Below are 16,671 nucleotides of genomic sequence, written 5' to 3'. Positions count from 1 at the left end.
TTTTAACTTAAAGACATGAGGCCAGATATTATTTATATTCCCATATCTCCCCTGCATGATTTATGATGATGCAACAAAAAGTTCAAAAAAATAGGGAATAAGTTCTTATCTTAAAACAAAAAAATTATATAAATAAGCTTGAAATACACATCCTTTGCGGTAACTAAATCAATACAATTATATTAATTTTTTAACTACATGTAAATATATGTTACATGTTACACTAACTTACATAAATTAGAGTGCTATAATTTAAAGCTAGAACCACTTTCTCTATACTTAATATTGTTAAATATCAAGGAATAAATTTCTACAATAATATTAAATATAAACTAGATTTAGTTGTGGCACTTATATATCAGCACTGTGATATAATTATTATGATTTTTTACGATAGGAGAACTACATGAAAATATATAAAAGTACTATTATAGATGTATTGAATATAGCCTTGCCTGCAGTGGGGGAAATGATTTTATACATGATGATTGGTGTATTTGATACCATGATGGTAGGAAAATATGGTGGTAATTTAGCTGTAAGTAGCGTAGGGCTTGGCAGCGAAATAATATATACCTTTTCTAACATACTTGTAGCCAATGGAATCTCAATAGGTATATCTTCTTTAGTTTCAAGAAAAATAGGTGCTAAAAAACTTGACATGGCGGAGGAATACGCAACTTTAGGTTTTTTAACTTCAATAATAATATCAATATGTGTTTTTGCTTTTCTTTTCTTTAGTTCCTCATTGTTGTTTAAAATAGTAGGTGCCGAAGAAAACATCATACATCTAGGGACTCCTTATATGAAAGTCGCCTCTATAGGTATTACCTTTAATATGTTTATGAATAGCCTCAATGCTTCCTTAAGAGGCTCTGGAAACACGAAAATACCATTAATAGCTTCAATTATAATAAATATAATAAATATATCTTTAGATTATATTTTAATATTTGGTAAGTTTGGCGTGCACCCTATGGGAATTATGGGTGCCGCAATTGCAACTACTTCTGCACAAATTATAGGTTTTATATTCATACTATTTTATATGTACAGATACTCTGCAATAAAAGTTAGACTTAAATATATAAAGCAATTAAATTTTTCAATGTTTAAAAGTCTTATGACTTTATCCATTCCATCTGCACTTCAAGAAGGTGCTTTTAGTATAAGCAGACTTTTAAGCAATTTCTTTATAGTTGCCTTAGGAAGCTTTGCTTTCGCATCTAATCAAATAACGACCTCTATAGAATCAATATCTTTTATGCCAGGATGGGGGTTTGCTGTCGCAGCAACATCATTGGTTGGGAAAAAAATTGGTGAAAAAGACTATAAAAAAGCCAAAGAATATGCCTATTGTTCCATATTCTTAGCTACGCTTATTATGTTGATCTGCTCTTTATTATTTTTAGTTATTCCAAGATTTTTGGTATCTCTATTTATAGCTTCAAGTGAAAAGCTTGTTATAAACGAGGCTATTATCTGCCTCATGCTAGCATCAATAGAACAGCCCTTTATGGCTTTATCTATGGTTGCAGGAGGAATATTAAAAGGTTCTGGCGATACTAAGACACCTTTTAAAGTATCTATGTTCTCAAGCTGGGTTATTAGGCTTCCTCTAATGTTTATAGCAATTTACATCTTTAAACTGCCTGTTATGTACGCTTGGCTAATTACAGGTATACAATGGGTATTTGATGGCTCAATAATATTCATATTATTTCGAAGACATTTTAGTGAATTATCAGTTTTTAATTAATTTAATAGAAAAGGATACTAGAAATAAATTTCACTTCTAGCATCCTTTTTTAACTTGGTTAGCAGTCAATCTTTTTTAATTTTAACAAGTTTTTTGTATATAGAATATATTCCAGAGACAATGATACCAAGCACTCCCCCTAAAGAGAATCCTAGAGGAGGATTGCTTATAAAGAAACCCAGCATCAGTCCAACAGTAGTACCCGCTCCTATGCCATATGCCAAATATCTTATATCATCATCTGTAACTGATAAAAGTTCTTTTAATTTCCTTTCCATAAACACACTCCCCTAGATCTCTATAAACTGCAAGACTAAAACATCTAACTTTCCTTGTATAAAGTTCCTAGCTCAACTATTAATTTATGAATACTAAAAGTCATAGGTACATGATTTTTGAACAAGTATAAATTTAAGATTTAATATAGAAACTCTTTACATATATATAGACGTAGAAAAGGTACTAAAAGTTTCATCATTTTTATATTCTTAACAAACATTTAACAAATATATTTTTAATCTGTTAGGTTGCTAAACATTTTAACACCTACAGTACTTAGTATTTTATATAATACTATATTTAATACCAAAGTTATTAATGCCAAACCGAAATATGATATTAAATAATTGGCACCTATAAATATAGTTGCTACAGCTCCAACTCCACCTATAACTAATCCTATAAGTACACATTTTAACGGATTCAAATTTTGTTTTACAGCCTTTTGCTCATCATCCCAAACAAGCTTTGGCGACTGTAGATCAATCAATATTCCAAGCATTGAGAACATAAATATCTCTAATATTGCTAGAATAAATATCAATAATAGTAAAGTAACTGGTACTCCAATAACTATACCTGCTATCATAAATATAATCACTAATAGACTATTTATTAGCACTGAAGTTAATACTTTAGCCATAATTTGCGTCATAAAACTTACAGGCAAAAACTTTGATATATAAAGATTATCCCCTTCTCTTGAAATAGAAGTTGATGCTGTAGGGTTAGTTGCAGTAAAGAAAATAACAACTGCAAAAGCCACTCCAATTATTATATTAAAACTATGTGTATCCGCTAGTACTGATTTAGCTGCTTCATTTATCTTCCCTATTCCACCTTGAGCAATCATAGGCATAGCAAAGGCAACAGGTATTATTATAATAGTAGAGATACAGTTCAAAAGATATGCTGGTGTTCTAAATAAAAGTAAAAGCTCTTTATTGAACCAAGTCATTAGCTGAGACTTTTCTTTTGTGCTCTTATCCAACGCTTCTTTCTTTAATTCCTTTCTTCCACCAAAACTTTCAGAATTGCCAACTGCACCCTTGAGATATAACTTATCAGCAATTACTATAAACACAACTAATGCTAAAGCATTAATTAATACAAACAAAACTAAGTTAATAGCCATCTTTGAAGAACTCTCAGCTATTGTAGCATAGGTACCTATTTTTGCAGTTATAAAAAAGTTTGAAAGGCCTGCTACTGCAGAATTTTTATTTGCAATTAGATTATTTAAAAATTGCTGTGCGTCCCCAGATGAACCCGCCCTTGATCCTAAAGTATTTGAAAATATATTTATCCCTACAGCTATAAATATAGCTATTAGACCAGTTACAACTCTAAAAGCATCTTTATGTTTCGCAAGATTTGTAAATCTCATAAGAAGCATTGCTATAAGCGAACAATATGTCACTGGCAAAATAGGCATAAGTATAAAACATATTATAGAAACTAGATAGAATCCTATACCTGCTCCTGTCTTAAAACCGTATATACCTATTGGAGGAAGTAATATAAATACTTGTATCATATATTGATATATTATTACGGTTATAAATTTAGCCAAAGATATCTCATGCGCCTTAAATGGAAGCGGCAGTACAAAATCTATGTCTTTTGAAAAATAAAAAATACTTATTACAGACATTATTCCAAATATAAATATTACTATGGAAATTAAATTATATGCCATACCAATTAGGAGCCCTTCTTGGTTAAGCTGATGAAGGACCTCGAATATACCAAATGTCATTCCTCCAATACCAAACATAATCATTGGTACTGTGAATAATAAAATTAATGCATTTACTATTTTAGAATTAGTTTTTCTTTTTCCTCTTCTTGTATTTCCAAAACCAGTTTTCAAGAATATTTTTGTTAATAATAATACTCTATTCATTTTCAGTCATCTCCAAGAACATCTGCTCTAAGGACTCATTTGTTTTAAAGTGCTCCTTCATCTCAGTTAAAGTTCCACAGAACAGTATTTTTCCTTTATTTATGATAGCTACTCTATCGCAAACTTTCTCAGCTACATCCAGTACATGGGTTGAAAAGAATACACTTTTGCCTGAATTCGTGTGTTCTCTCATCATTTCCTTTAGTATATATGCAGATTTTGGGTCCAAGCCAGTAAGAGGTTCATCTAATATCCACACTTCTGGATCATGTATTAAAGCTCCCATAAGTACTATCTTTTGTCTCATACCATGAGAATATGATTGTATCTGATCAGTAAGTGCTGTAGACATCTCAAATCTCTTTGAAAGTTCTTCAATTTTTTTCTTTCTCTGCTCCTTTGGAACATTATAAACATCCGCCATAAAGTTGAGGTATTCTATACCTTTTAGTCTCAAAAACATATCTGGACTATCTGGTACATAAGCGAAATGCTTCTTAGCTTCTAATGGATTATCAGTTATGCTTATACCATTTATCTTTATGTCCCCTTTACTTGGAGCTATTATTCCCGTTATCATTTTTATAGTAGTGGTCTTACCTGCACCATTAGGGCCTAAAAATCCAAAGATCTCTCCATCATTTATCTTAATATCTATACTTTCTACAGCATTATTTATCTTGTTGTAGCTCTTAGAAACATTCATTATTTCAATCATCGTTATCTCCTCCTTTTATAGAAAAATTTTACCATACTTATCTTAATTTAGCCTTAAGATTATTAAAAATCTATCTTAAATATATAGGCATATTTTTAACAAATTAGACTTATTTAAAAAACTTAATTTATAGGTGCTGTTAACACACAGTATTTTAATTAAGTTGTTATCCATCCGATGCTTTAATGAGCCTTCGCAAAGAATTAATATGATTTTGTCATATTCCATGGCTAAAACTATAAACTCACTACGTTCGAACAGTACAGTTTTACTTTTTAAAAATCCATGTATTCTATAAATATTTTATTTATTAGATTTAATAAAATAAAAATGCTATATGATTAAAAAGTAAATACTCCGTTACTAATAATTATCATAAGCCTATATCTTTATATTGGCCTATTATAATAAATTAATTACGAAGTATTATTTAATGGATGCTTAGAAAAATAAAACTCTTACTACTGTAACCGCAACTATAATAGCTGTGAGATCCGCCATCAATGCAGCCCATAATGTATGTCTTATCTTTTTAATTCCAACCGCTCCAAAATATACAGTTATTGTATAAAAAATAGTTTCAGTACTTCCCATTATTACTGAGCCTACTAATCCAATAAAACTATCTGGTCCATACTGTTTTAATATATCTGTAAGCACCCCAAGTGCACCACTCCCTGAAAGAGGCTTAACCAATATAAGAGGAATTAGCTCCTTTGGTAGTCCTATTATCGAAGCTACTGGCGCTAAAATATTATTTAGCATATCCAAAAGCTTAGCTTCTCTAAATATCTTTACTGCTATTATCATTGATAATAGATAGGGAAATATTCTGTAGCATACATGTAATCCTTCTTTTGCTCCTTCTACAAACCATTCATAAACTTTTCTTCCCTTTATCATTCCATAGATTAGAATAACTATAAATATTATTGGTATTATGCTTTTTAATAGGTAGTTAAACATAACATCCTCCTAGAAGTATTTTTGCAGAATTTTGCAGCATGTAACTCCCATTATGGCTGCACATCCTGTAGCAATAAGAGTTGGAATTATTATTGCACCTGGATTACTTGAACCAGCTGCAGCTCTTATTGATATTACTGTAGATGGTACAAACTGAACACATGCTGCATTTATAACTAAAAATAAAGCCATATCATTGGAAGCAATACTTTTTTTAGGATTTAGCTTGTCCATTTCCTCCATAGCTTTAATGCCAAAAGGCGTAGCAGCATTAGATAACCCTAGCATATTTGCTGTTAGATTCATAACTATTGAACCTAAAGTTTTTTCATCTTTAGCAGCATCTTTAAATAAAAGCCTCAATATTGGCTTCAATAGATTTGCTAATACATTGGTTAATCCACTTTTCTCTGCTACCTTCATAGTACCGCACCAAAAACACATGACTCCTAGAAGTCCAAGGAGCAAATCTGTTGTTGATGCAGTTGAATCTACTATTGCCTTTGAGATTAATTCTCCATTTCCAGTGAATATACCTACAGCTATTCCTAAAAGCAACATGAAAAACCATATGTAATTAATCATATACTTCCTCCATTTCATATTTAAGATTTCTAAGTAACTTTTGGTTATTAATCAATTCATATATTTTAACTATTCTCAGCTTGTACAACTTATAGCTAAACACTCTAAAACATGCTTAATTATGAATCAATGAATCTACACCTATTACTACCTTTCGTATCTATACAATATATGCCTTGCACTGCCGGTTTAGTAATGATAACATTAAACTGTACTCTATAATATTTTTTAATAACTGAAACAAAGGAGATTACTTATGGATGAAAATAACCTTAAGCTTGCTCAACAAGATATTGAGGAAGCTCTAGCAGCTGTAGAAGAAATTGAAAGAAGTATTGATGGAAATGAATCTACCGATGGGCTTAAAAAGAAATTTATTAAGTTAACAGAAAAAGTTCAACAGCTTGAAGATATATTGAAAACAGAAGGAATTATATAATAAAAAGACCAGATAAATTCTTAAAAAGAATCTATCTGGTCTTTTTGTTCTAAGATACTATGTTTAAATTAAGTAGTCATGCATCCAATGCTTTAATGAGCCTTCGTAAAGCATCTCCTGCATGACCACTTAATTTTAATAATATAGATTATCAAGTTACTCTTTCAATGCCTTTACATCTCTATAAAACACAATTGCAGTTATAAGAGCTGAAAGTCCGTCAGATATTGGACCAGCAAGCCAAACACCAGTAAGACCTAAAAATGTAGGAAGTATAATTAATAATGGTATTAAAAGTATTACCTGCCTTAACATGCTTAAAAACATTGCCATTTTAGCCTTACCTATACTTTGGAAGTAATTTGCACTTATAGCCTGAAATCCTATTACAGGTAACATAAATAGGAATATTCTAAGACCGTTGCTGCCAACTCTTACAAGTTCCTCATCACTGTTAAATATAGTTATTACAAAATGAGGAATGATCTCTACTACTAAGAAGCCAATTACAACTATTGCTGTTGCAGCTATAGACCCCTTCTTTACAGTTTCTTTAACTCTGGAATACTTTTTCGCTCCATAGTTATATCCTATTATAGGTAATGAACCTTGGTTTATACCAAATATAGGCATCATAAATATCATAGCTACAGAACTTATAATTGACATTGCCGCTATAGATACATCACCACCGTAAGTTCTCAAAGCATTATTAGATATAATTTGAACAATACTAGCCGCTATTTGCATTGCAAAAGGAGAAACGCCTATTGCAACTATACTTAATACAAATTCCTTTTTTAGCTTAAAGTTCTTAACTCTAAGTTTTAAAATACTATTTCCTTTAGTGAAATATCTCAATATCCACAACATGGATACAAACTGTGCAATAACTGTAGCTGCAGCTCCACCTCTTACTCCTAGATGAAGAACAAATATAAATATTGGCTCTAATATAGTATTTAATACAGCTCCAATAAGCATTGTAAACATAGCTATTTTAGGATTACCATCCGCTCTTATTGAGTGATTCAATCCGAATCCAAGCACATTAAATATAGAACCTATAAATATTACCTGTATAAATTGTTTCGCATACTTTAATGTCACTTCACTAGCTCCAAATGCATTTAATACTGGCTCCATTGTTAAAAGCCCCAATATTGTTATAACCACTCCCGTTATAATCAAAAGCATAAAAGCATTGCCTAAGATATTTTCTGCCTCATCTTTTTTTCCTTGTCCAAGCCTTATTGATATAGCCGTAGCTGTACCTATACCTACTAACATACCAAAAGCCATTATAATCGTCATTATTGGAAGAGTTATCCCAACCCCTGTTAATGCGTCTTTTCCTATTCCAGGAATATTCCCTATGAATATTCTATCTACTACATTGTAAAGTGCGTTAACCAACATTCCTATTATAGCTGGCACTGAAAACTTTAATAGCAATGACCCTATATGTTCTTCACCTAATCTCTTTTGTCTATCCATATTACTTCTCCTTTCCTGCACATATCCTTTGATTTTTTGCTATCTTACTCATTAGCTCAAGAGTCATCTTTTTCTCATCTTCAGTCAAGTTAGACGTAAGTTTATCATTCCAATCATATAAAATATTCTTAATATGTGGCTCAATTTCCTTTGCTTTATCCGTTACAGATAACTTATACGCCCTTCTATCTGAAGTGTCCTTAACTCTTATTACATATTCTTGCTCTTCAAGTTTCTTTATAGCTCTAGCTGTAGTTCCTTTATCTATATGTAGAATCTCTGCTAATTCTTCTTGGCAGATACTTTCATATCTATAAAGTTCTATTAAGAACATAAACTGTCCATAACCTATGTTAAACTTTGATAGTTCCTTAGTGATAAAAGCACTACCAAATCTATATAACTGAGATATGTAGCCTCCAAGCATCTTATCTTTTTTACTCATAAAAATCCTCCTATTATACTGGATATGATTTTATAGCGCAAGATTTAGTATAATAAAAAATAGTTGCAAATGCAACTACATATTTATCTAAATACCTAAAGAAAACGTGCTCATTTTAAAATTATTTTTACCAATTACAATATTTTGAACTATTGTTTTTAAGAAAGTTCCTTCTTTGTCTATAATTCGGAATTATCCTCTCAACTAAATTCCAAAACTTTTCTGAATGGTTTCTTTCAACTAGGTGACATAATTCATGTATTATAACATAATCGATAACTTCTTTAGGCATAGATATCAACCTTATATTATAATTTATGTTGTTTTTAGTTGAGCAGCTTCCCCATATGGTTCTAACATTTTTTATGTATACTTTATTTATAGTTAATCCTAATTGTTTTGCTAAATCACATGTTCTTTTAGTTAGGTACTCAGCACCTTTTTTTCTAAACCATGCCATCATAAGTTGCATTTTTACTTTTTCACTATCTTCACTATTGTTAAATTTAGAACTCATAATTGTAAATATAAATTTTTCACCATCAAACTCTAATAAATCTCTTGTTCCTATGATAACTTTTATTTCGTAGGGTGCCCCCATATAATAAATATTCTGTCCTTCTTTATAAGTTAGCTTATTAGCCTTCTTGCCCATTACCTTCTTATGCGTCTCCTCAATCCATACCCTATTCTTATCAATTAGGCTCTCTACGTATTGTTTTGAACAATTATAAGGACATTTTACAATTATCTTATCCTCTTTTACTTCTATAGCTACAGTTTTTCTTTTAGATCTTATTAACTGATACTCCATCTTAGTCTCCTACATTTAGAGATGTATCACTTCGTAAAAAAATTTATATTTTAAAATTATCCTCTTAAAATCTAGAGGAGCTTAAAAATATATTTCTGATTGAACTGGTACATCTTTAGTAATAATTTAAATTTACCTCAATGATACTTTTTCATATCATAATAGCACATAAGTATATATTTTAATATGATGATTCTTAGATGTACAATTTTATTAGCACTAGTAAGTTAAGTTTTAATATAAGAATACATATAATAAATAATATCTCGGAAGGATTTACAAAAAATGGGTAGAATAAGTAATTATAACTTTACTGGAGGTATTATATGAAAAAACGTTTTTTTATCTCAGCTGCAATTATACTTATTATATCAGTGATTACTTTTTTCTCTATTTCTTATAAAAAAGCAGCCAACAAGGATAAACCAAATGAGCAAGTGGCAAAAAATAAAACCCAAGAAACAAAAAGCACTTCCTCAAATACTAGCGTTCCAGCCACTGCTGTCGAATCTCTTAATAGCAATCTAAAATTAACTGATAATGGACTTCATAACTCAGTAGATAATGTTAATTCCTTAAGCAATTATCTCAATGGTGGTTTTGTAAGATATTCTAACCCTTTTTTATTTATATCTCCTTCTGTGACACTATCTTACGATTCTCCCTTAGTATACTCAATGGAGGATGGAACGACTCTTTTTAAGCAACTAAGCATTATATCCAATGCTTCAAGTATAAATATAATAAATAATACTGTTTACTATAAATCTAATTCCATTTCTACATTAATGAAATCCAATATATCCACTCATGAAAATACTATACTAGCAAGTCAATGTGGACCTTACTACATATATAACGATTGGATTTACTTTATTAGCCCAAGCGATTGTTCAATAAAAAAGATGACACTTAATGGCGACTTACTGACAACAATAAAGACTGATTTATCAAAGGATAAAAATTGGTATCCAGAAGATCCTTCAACCTTATTTATTTATAATAATAAAATTTATTATTCCGATATGGTTACCTATGGAGACGAGCATAATTTAAAATGGAAAAATGAAATTTATTCAATGAATTTAGACGGGACAAATTTAGAAAAGGTTTTGGAGGACAGCTTTTTTTCATTTGCGCTTTATGAAAATTCTATATATTACTTCAGAACCTTAGATGATACTTCAGTAAACAGGGATTTAGTAAGATTTGATTTATCAACAAAGAAAGGTTCAACTTTATCTAGTTTTTCAAATGCAGCTGCAGAAGGATTTAATATATATAATAACGATTTATATTTTTTGGATATTCATCCACAAAACAACTCAGTGTCTACAGGGTTTGATACAAAGCTTCAAAAATACAACTTAACCACTAAAAAAACTTCCACAATATCAAATTCTATAACTGCTTACGGAAAAATATTTATACTAAACGATAGAATTTTCGTACTTCCAATAGGAGTTACTGACAAAAACTCATACTTATACTATTCTGTTAAAACAGATGGAAGCGAACAAAAATACGTAAAATAAAGCATGCCTTTCGGCATGCTTTATTTACAACTATCTCTCACGATAAGCTGATGATCAAGTACATAATGACCTTCTTCTATAGTCTTTTGATTTATAAGCTTTATAAGCATTCTCATTGCAATTGAGCCCATATCATATACTGGCTGTGAAATTGTTGTTAGCTTTGGATAAAAAACTGATGCAGCATAAATGTTATTGAAACCAATAACACTAACATCATTTGGAACACTGATGTTATTTTCTCTTAATGCATTTACAGCCCCCATTGCAATTTCGTCAGAAGCACAAACTATAGCATCTGGTCTATCTTTGCTCTGTAAAATGTGTAATACACCTTCATGACCTGTTTTAGTCTTTAAAGTATCAAAGTACAAATGCTCTTCATTAATTGATATATTGGCATCTTTAAGTGCATTTTCATATCCTATATATCTGTTACTCCATGCATTATTGGTATCTTTTTTTATACCTATAAATGCAATCTTCTTAGCACCTTTGTCCAATAAGTATTTTGTAGCGTCATATGTAGCTTTAGCATTATCAATTGTAACACTTGGTAGTTGACCTTCTTTATCTTTACTTTCTACTAGAACAGTCTTTAGATCAAGTTCATTTACTAAATCTACAATCTCATCATCTAAGGAACTACTCATATAAAGAACACCATCAACCATTTTTTCTTTAAGAACTTTCAGATATTCTTTTTCTTTTTCAATATCCAAGTCAGAGTTACATAATATTACATTATAATCATATATATTAGCAACATCCTCTGCACCTCTAACTATTTCAGGATATATCTGACTTGATATATCTGGTATAAGAATACCAATAGTTTTTGTCCTTTGTGTTTTTAAACTTCTAGCCACAATATTAGGTCTATATCCAAGCTTCTTTATTGCATCTAAAACTTTCTTCTTAGTCTCTTCATTAACAACATCGATGTCATTTAGTACTCTAGAAACAGTTGCAATTGAAACTCCCGCTTCCTTAGCAACATCTTTAATTGAAACTGACATTATTCATCAACTCCTACTATGAAATTGTTTCAATAAAAAATATTATAATGGCAATATTATGGTATTACAAGGAAATATACTCCATTACTCTAGTTTATTTTTTATTTTATGTAAAAAAAATTAAATTACTCTTACTTAAAACGTTTTCTATATTCTATTATATGAAATATAAGGTAAAAATTCAATTATTAAGTTAATCTTTGTAATTTTATCCATTTTTATATTTAATTTGTTTATTTATATACTAAAAGTTTGAAATAAATTTGTATTTATTATCTTTACATATATTCTCGAAACATAATATACAATCTTTACATTCTAAGTAAAATATTTTTATTCTGCGGTAAAATTTATGCATAATAAAGGATAAAATAACAATATCCATTTAGCAAATTATATTATAGGTTCTAACTTCTGTTATAAATTTATACAAGTACAAGTATTTTAATATAAATAAAACTTAAGTTTTCATAACTATCTATTGAATATTGTTATATAAACGACTTTAAAATATAATATATAATTATATATTTACAGGAGGTTTACAATGAACCAGATAAATAATAGGGAAGCTAAAAAATTCATCTTAAGTAATGACAATATATTATTACTAGATGTGAGAACAGAGGAAGAATTTAACGAAGGTCATATAGAAGGTGCAGTACTTATACCCGCTGATAAGCTTCCTTTTAGATATGAAGAAATACTAGATTATGAGGATAAACCAATATTAGTTTATTGCCAAACTGGAGGTAGAAGTCCTATGGCTACAAACTTTCTTGAGGAAAATGGGTTTTCAGATATTTACCACATGTATGAAGGTTTTGCCCGTTGGAAATAATTTTTTACATAACTTATTGTTGAATCCTCATTCATATAAAAACAATATGAAAAAGACTGTCACCAAAGTGACAGTCTTTTATACAACTCTTTAATACGTTAGCTATATTCTTTCAACAGCTAAATCAAGCTTTTCTCCGTTTATATTACATTCTGTATATTTGGCTTCAGCGTTATATACTATATCCATTGTTAGAGTTTCTCTCTTTATTGTGTCTGCAAACTTTTTAACTACCTCTAATAACATATCATTATTTGCAACATAAAGTTTTATCTTATCTGATACTTCAAAACCGCTTTCTTTTCTCATGTTTTGTATCTTAGATATCATTTCTCTAACATGACCTTCTTCTCTTAATACATCTGTTATAGTTGTATCAAGAACTACACCAACTTCACCTTCTCCAGCAAAAGCAAAGCCATCTAATCCTTGCATAGTTACTAGAAGATTTTCATTGTTAAGTTCTATTTCAGTACCATCAACGCTTATAGTTTCAGTACCTCCATTTTGTATATTTTGAGCTAATTCCATTTGGTTCTTCGCAGCTATCTCTTTTCTTATTCCAGGGATCATCTTTCCATAAGCTTTTCCTAGCACAGGAAGGTTAGGCTTTATCTCAAAATTAACATGCTCTGATAAATCAGCTCCAAATACTATTTGTTTTATATTTAATTCATCCTTAACTATATCACCATAGTATTCTGGTAATGACTTAACTGAAACTAGCATTTCAGAAAGTGGCTGTCTATTCTTTATATTAGCTCCATTTCTTGCACTTCTTCCAAGTTTAACTATAGAGTATGCAAGTTCCATTTCCTCTTCTAGCTTCTTATCAACAGCAGTAAAATCAGCTACTGGCCACTTGCATAAATGAACACTTTCCTCAGCTGTTTCATCTAAGCTAAGTACAAGACTTTGGTATATATTTTCACTCATGAAAGGTACAAATGGTGCTGATATCTTACTTACAGTAACTAAAACTTTATATAAAGTAGTGTATGCACCTATCTTATCGTCGTTTAATTCTGTAGTCCAGAATCTAGATCTATTTCTTCTTACATACCAGTTTGAAAGTTCATCTACGAATTCTTCAAGTGCTAAAGCAGCTTGAGTTACTCTGTAGCCTTCTAAATTATCTTCTACATTTTTTACAAGTGTATTAAGCTTTGATAATATCCATTTATCCATAACATTTTCAGACTTGAACTCACTATACTTTGTTGCATCAAAATTATCTAAATCTGCATATAAAACGTAGAATGAATATACATTCCAAAGAGTACTTAAGAATTTTCTTTGAGTCTCTTCTACATCATCCTTAGAGAATCTTGTTGGAAGCCAAGGAGCACTTGATGTATAGAAATGCCATCTTGTAGCATCAGCTCCAACAGTATCTAAAACATCATCTGGTGCAACTACATTACCCTTTGATTTAGACATTTTAAGTCCCTTCTTATCAAGAACATGACCTAAAACTATACAATTTTCAAATGGATTTGAATCAAATATAGCAGTAGATATAGCAAGTAATGTATAGAACCAACCTCTTGTTTGGTCTACAGCTTCTGATATAAATTGAGCTGGGAAGTTAGCTTCAAATAATTCCTTATTCTCAAATGGATAGTGATGTTGTGCAAATGGCATTGAACCTGAGTCAAACCAACAATCTATAACCTCAGCGGTTCTCTTCATTTCCTTTCCACAGCAGCTACACTTAAGTTTTACCCCATCTATATATGGCTTATGAAGTTCTATGTTGTCCGGAACATCAATTCCCTTTTCCTTAAGCTCTGCTATGCTTCCTATAAGCTCTCTGTGACCACATTCACATTCCCATATTGGAAGTGGTGTACCCCAGTATCTATCTCTTGATATACCCCAATCTATAACATTTTCAAGGAACTTACCAAATCTTCCTGCTCTTATGTTATCTGGGTACCAGTTTATCTTATTGTTGTTTTCTAAAAGTTTATCTCTTAAAGATGTCATTCTTACAAACCAACTAGCCTTTGGATAGTAAAGCAGTGGTGTATCGCATCTCCAGCAGTGTGGATATGAGTGAGTATGTTTTTCAGCTTTATAAAGTGAGTTTTGATCTTTAAGATAATTTAATATCTTTTCATCAGCTTTCTTAACAAATATTCCTGCAAATGGAGTAACTTCATCAACAAATTTTCCTTCTGCATCTACAAGGTTAATTAATGGTAACCCATTCTTCTTTGCTACTAAATTATCATCTTCACCATAAGCAGGTGCTATGTGAACTATTCCAGTACCATCTGAAAGAGTTACGAAATCACCATGTATAACAAAGAATGCTTTTTCTTCTGGTTTATGGAATGGCATTAATTGTTCGTATTCTAAGCCTAATATTTCTTCACCCTTGAATTCTCTTACCACCTCATAATCATCTGAAAGAACCTTAGCTACTAGTTCCTTTGCTAATATATAAACTTCATCATTTTGTTTAACTTCAACATAATCATAGGATTTATTTATAGCAAGACCTACGTTAGAAGGTAATGTCCAAGGTGTTGTAGTCCAAGCCATTATATACTTGTTATCTTCGCCTTTAACTTTAAACTTAACAAAAGCTGTATTGTCTTTTACATCTTTATACCCTTGTGCAACTTCATGTGATGAAAGTGAAGTTCCACATCTTGGACAGTATGGCATTACTTTATGACCTTTATATAAAAGTTCCTTATCCCACATTTGTTTCAATGCCCACCATACTGATTCTATGTAAGAATTATGGTAAGTAACATATGGATTCTCCATATCAACCCAGTAACCTATCTTCTTAGACATATCTTCCCACATACTTACATAAGTGAATACCGAATCTTTACAAAGCTTAACAAATTCTTCTACTCCATGTTCCTCTATTTGTTGCTTTCCTGATATCCCAAGTTTCTTCTCTATTTCAAGTTCAACTGGAAGTCCATGAGTATCCCATCCAGCCTTTCTTATAACCTTGTAGCCTCTCATAACCTTATATCTTGGTATTATATCTTTTATAACTCTTGTTATGATGTGACCAACGTGAGGTTTTCCATTGGCAGTTGGTGGTCCATCATAGAAAGTAAAATACTCTCCTTCTTGGTTTGATTCAAAGCTCTTCTTTATTATTTCTTTATCTCTCCAGAGCTCAGTTACATCTCTCTCAAGTTCAACAAAACTTTTTGAAGAATCTAGTTTTTTATACATACTTTTTCCCCTTTCATAAATGGTCAAAATTTAGCCCACATTAATGTTAAAATATTATGTTTCTTTAAAATATCTATAGTATTAATGTATATATCTACTCTTTTATGGACACCACAGCTCTGATCATAACTTATATCTGTCATGTAATTTCAAAAAATTCTTACATTTAAACAAACATAATTTAAATTCAATTGGATGATATCTTCATAAGTCGCCTAATTATATAAATAAAAAAAACCTCATCCCATAGGACGAAGTTATATTCGTTATACCACCTTAAGGCGACGCCATCTAGATCTATATATTGTATAAATCTAAAGCTCATTTTCGAGTACATATATACTCTATCCTTTAACGCAGGATGACGAGATAAGCTTATTAATGCAAAAACACTTTCAGCTTCCAGCTCCTAGGTGATTTTCATTAAGTATATACACGATTTTACACCGACCAATCGCTCTCTAAAGTAGCCTACTTAATTACTTGCCCTTATCATTACTTTTCAATGTAAAAATTATATCTCAGCTTGAAGTTATTGTCAACATGCTTCAAATTATTCAGTTTATCAACCTTTTTCATAAATGAAAACATTTACTTAAATATTATTTAATATTACACTAAGTGATACAAAATAACTCTTTACAAAATATAGAATATA

14 protein-coding genes and 1 other annotated feature are annotated in these 16,671 nt (G+C 30.5%); of the genes, 4 read left to right on the top strand and 10 right to left on the bottom strand.

Annotated features, from left to right (window positions below):
* Positions 1 to 406 precede the first annotated feature (406 nt).
* Positions 407 to 1,759, top strand: coding sequence for an MATE family efflux transporter (locus tag OCU55_RS14350; protein ID WP_261852992.1), 1,353 nt, complete (start codon positions 407 to 409; stop codon positions 1,757 to 1,759).
* A 65-nt stretch (positions 1,760 to 1,824) separates the two neighbouring features.
* On the opposite strand, the gene OCU55_RS14345 is transcribed toward OCU55_RS14350, so the two are convergent.
* The 5 genes from OCU55_RS14345 to OCU55_RS14325 form a co-directional block, all read right to left on the bottom strand.
* Entirely contained in the window at positions 1,825 to 2,037 is a 213-nt protein-coding gene (locus OCU55_RS14345; protein ID WP_261852991.1) for a hypothetical protein, read from the bottom strand.
* A 236-nt stretch (positions 2,038 to 2,273) separates the two neighbouring features.
* Positions 2,274 to 3,944: a putative ABC transporter permease subunit gene (locus OCU55_RS14340; protein WP_261852990.1), complete on the bottom strand. Its 1,671-nt coding sequence runs from the start codon at positions 3,942 to 3,944 to the stop codon at positions 2,274 to 2,276.
* Positions 3,937 to 4,662 (bottom strand): ABC transporter ATP-binding protein, encoded by a 726-nt coding sequence (locus OCU55_RS14335; protein ID WP_261852989.1) that lies wholly within the window; start codon positions 4,660 to 4,662, stop codon positions 3,937 to 3,939. Before OCU55_RS14335 ends, OCU55_RS14340 begins: the two co-directional genes overlap by 8 nt.
* Positions 4,663 to 5,103: 441 nt before the next feature.
* On the bottom strand, positions 5,104 to 5,628 hold the full coding sequence (locus tag OCU55_RS14330) for a spore maturation protein (protein ID WP_206872600.1): 525 nt from the start codon (positions 5,626 to 5,628) through the stop codon (positions 5,104 to 5,106).
* Positions 5,629 to 5,637: 9 nt separating this feature from the next.
* Positions 5,638 to 6,213 carry a nucleoside recognition domain-containing protein gene (locus OCU55_RS14325; protein WP_261852988.1) on the bottom strand — a complete coding sequence of 192 codons (576 nt, stop codon included), beginning with the start codon at positions 6,211 to 6,213 and terminating at the stop codon, positions 5,638 to 5,640.
* A gap of 256 nt (positions 6,214 to 6,469) precedes the next feature.
* Between OCU55_RS14325 and OCU55_RS14320 the strand changes: the two genes are divergently transcribed.
* A complete protein-coding gene (locus OCU55_RS14320) occupies positions 6,470 to 6,652 on the top strand; it encodes a hypothetical protein (protein ID WP_183279358.1) in 183 nt (60 codons plus the stop codon).
* A 156-nt stretch (positions 6,653 to 6,808) separates the two neighbouring features.
* Here OCU55_RS14320 and OCU55_RS14315 read toward each other — a convergent pair whose 3' ends face one another.
* The 3 genes from OCU55_RS14315 to OCU55_RS14305 all read right to left on the bottom strand — a co-directional run bounded on the left by OCU55_RS14315 (position 6,809) and on the right by OCU55_RS14305 (position 9,408).
* The gene (locus tag OCU55_RS14315; RefSeq protein WP_261852987.1) at positions 6,809 to 8,149 is read right to left on the bottom strand and encodes an MATE family efflux transporter; all 1,341 of its coding nucleotides are present in this window, start codon (positions 8,147 to 8,149) and stop codon (positions 6,809 to 6,811) included.
* 1 nt (position 8,150) lies between these two features.
* Positions 8,151 to 8,594, bottom strand: a complete 444-nt coding sequence (locus OCU55_RS14310; protein WP_261852986.1) for a MarR family winged helix-turn-helix transcriptional regulator — start codon at positions 8,592 to 8,594, stop codon at positions 8,151 to 8,153.
* 127 nt (positions 8,595 to 8,721) lie between these two features.
* Entirely contained in the window at positions 8,722 to 9,408 is a 687-nt protein-coding gene (locus OCU55_RS14305; protein WP_261852985.1) for a M48 family metallopeptidase, read from the bottom strand.
* A gap of 326 nt (positions 9,409 to 9,734) precedes the next feature.
* Between OCU55_RS14305 and OCU55_RS14300 the strand changes: the two genes are divergently transcribed.
* On the top strand, positions 9,735 to 10,943 hold the full coding sequence (locus tag OCU55_RS14300) for a DUF5050 domain-containing protein (RefSeq protein WP_261852984.1): 1,209 nt from the start codon (positions 9,735 to 9,737) through the stop codon (positions 10,941 to 10,943).
* Between the two features lie 20 nt (positions 10,944 to 10,963).
* Here OCU55_RS14300 and OCU55_RS14295 read toward each other — a convergent pair whose 3' ends face one another.
* The gene (locus OCU55_RS14295; protein WP_261852983.1) at positions 10,964 to 11,962 is read right to left on the bottom strand and encodes a LacI family DNA-binding transcriptional regulator; all 999 of its coding nucleotides are present in this window, start codon (positions 11,960 to 11,962) and stop codon (positions 10,964 to 10,966) included.
* 547 nt (positions 11,963 to 12,509) lie between these two features.
* On the opposite strand from OCU55_RS14295, the gene OCU55_RS14290 reads away from it, so the two are divergent.
* The gene (locus OCU55_RS14290) at positions 12,510 to 12,803 is read left to right on the top strand and encodes a rhodanese-like domain-containing protein (protein ID WP_261852982.1); all 294 of its coding nucleotides are present in this window, start codon (positions 12,510 to 12,512) and stop codon (positions 12,801 to 12,803) included.
* A gap of 102 nt (positions 12,804 to 12,905) precedes the next feature.
* Here the strand turns inward: OCU55_RS14290 and ileS are convergent, their stop codons facing one another.
* Positions 12,906 to 16,013, bottom strand: a complete 3,108-nt coding sequence (gene ileS / locus OCU55_RS14285; RefSeq protein ID WP_261852981.1) for an isoleucine--tRNA ligase — start codon at positions 16,011 to 16,013, stop codon at positions 12,906 to 12,908.
* Positions 16,014 to 16,257: 244 nt separating this feature from the next.
* Positions 16,258 to 16,518: a binding site (T-box leader), on the bottom strand.
* Positions 16,519 to 16,671: the final 153 nt, after the last annotated feature.

Source organism: Clostridium folliculivorans (genome assembly GCF_024341905.1).
Lineage (GTDB): Bacteria > Bacillota > Clostridia > Clostridiales > Clostridiaceae > Clostridium_AR > Clostridium_AR folliculivorans.
The sequence above is the reverse complement of the archived record's forward strand: the minus strand, read 5'-3'. Positions and strand labels throughout refer to the sequence as shown.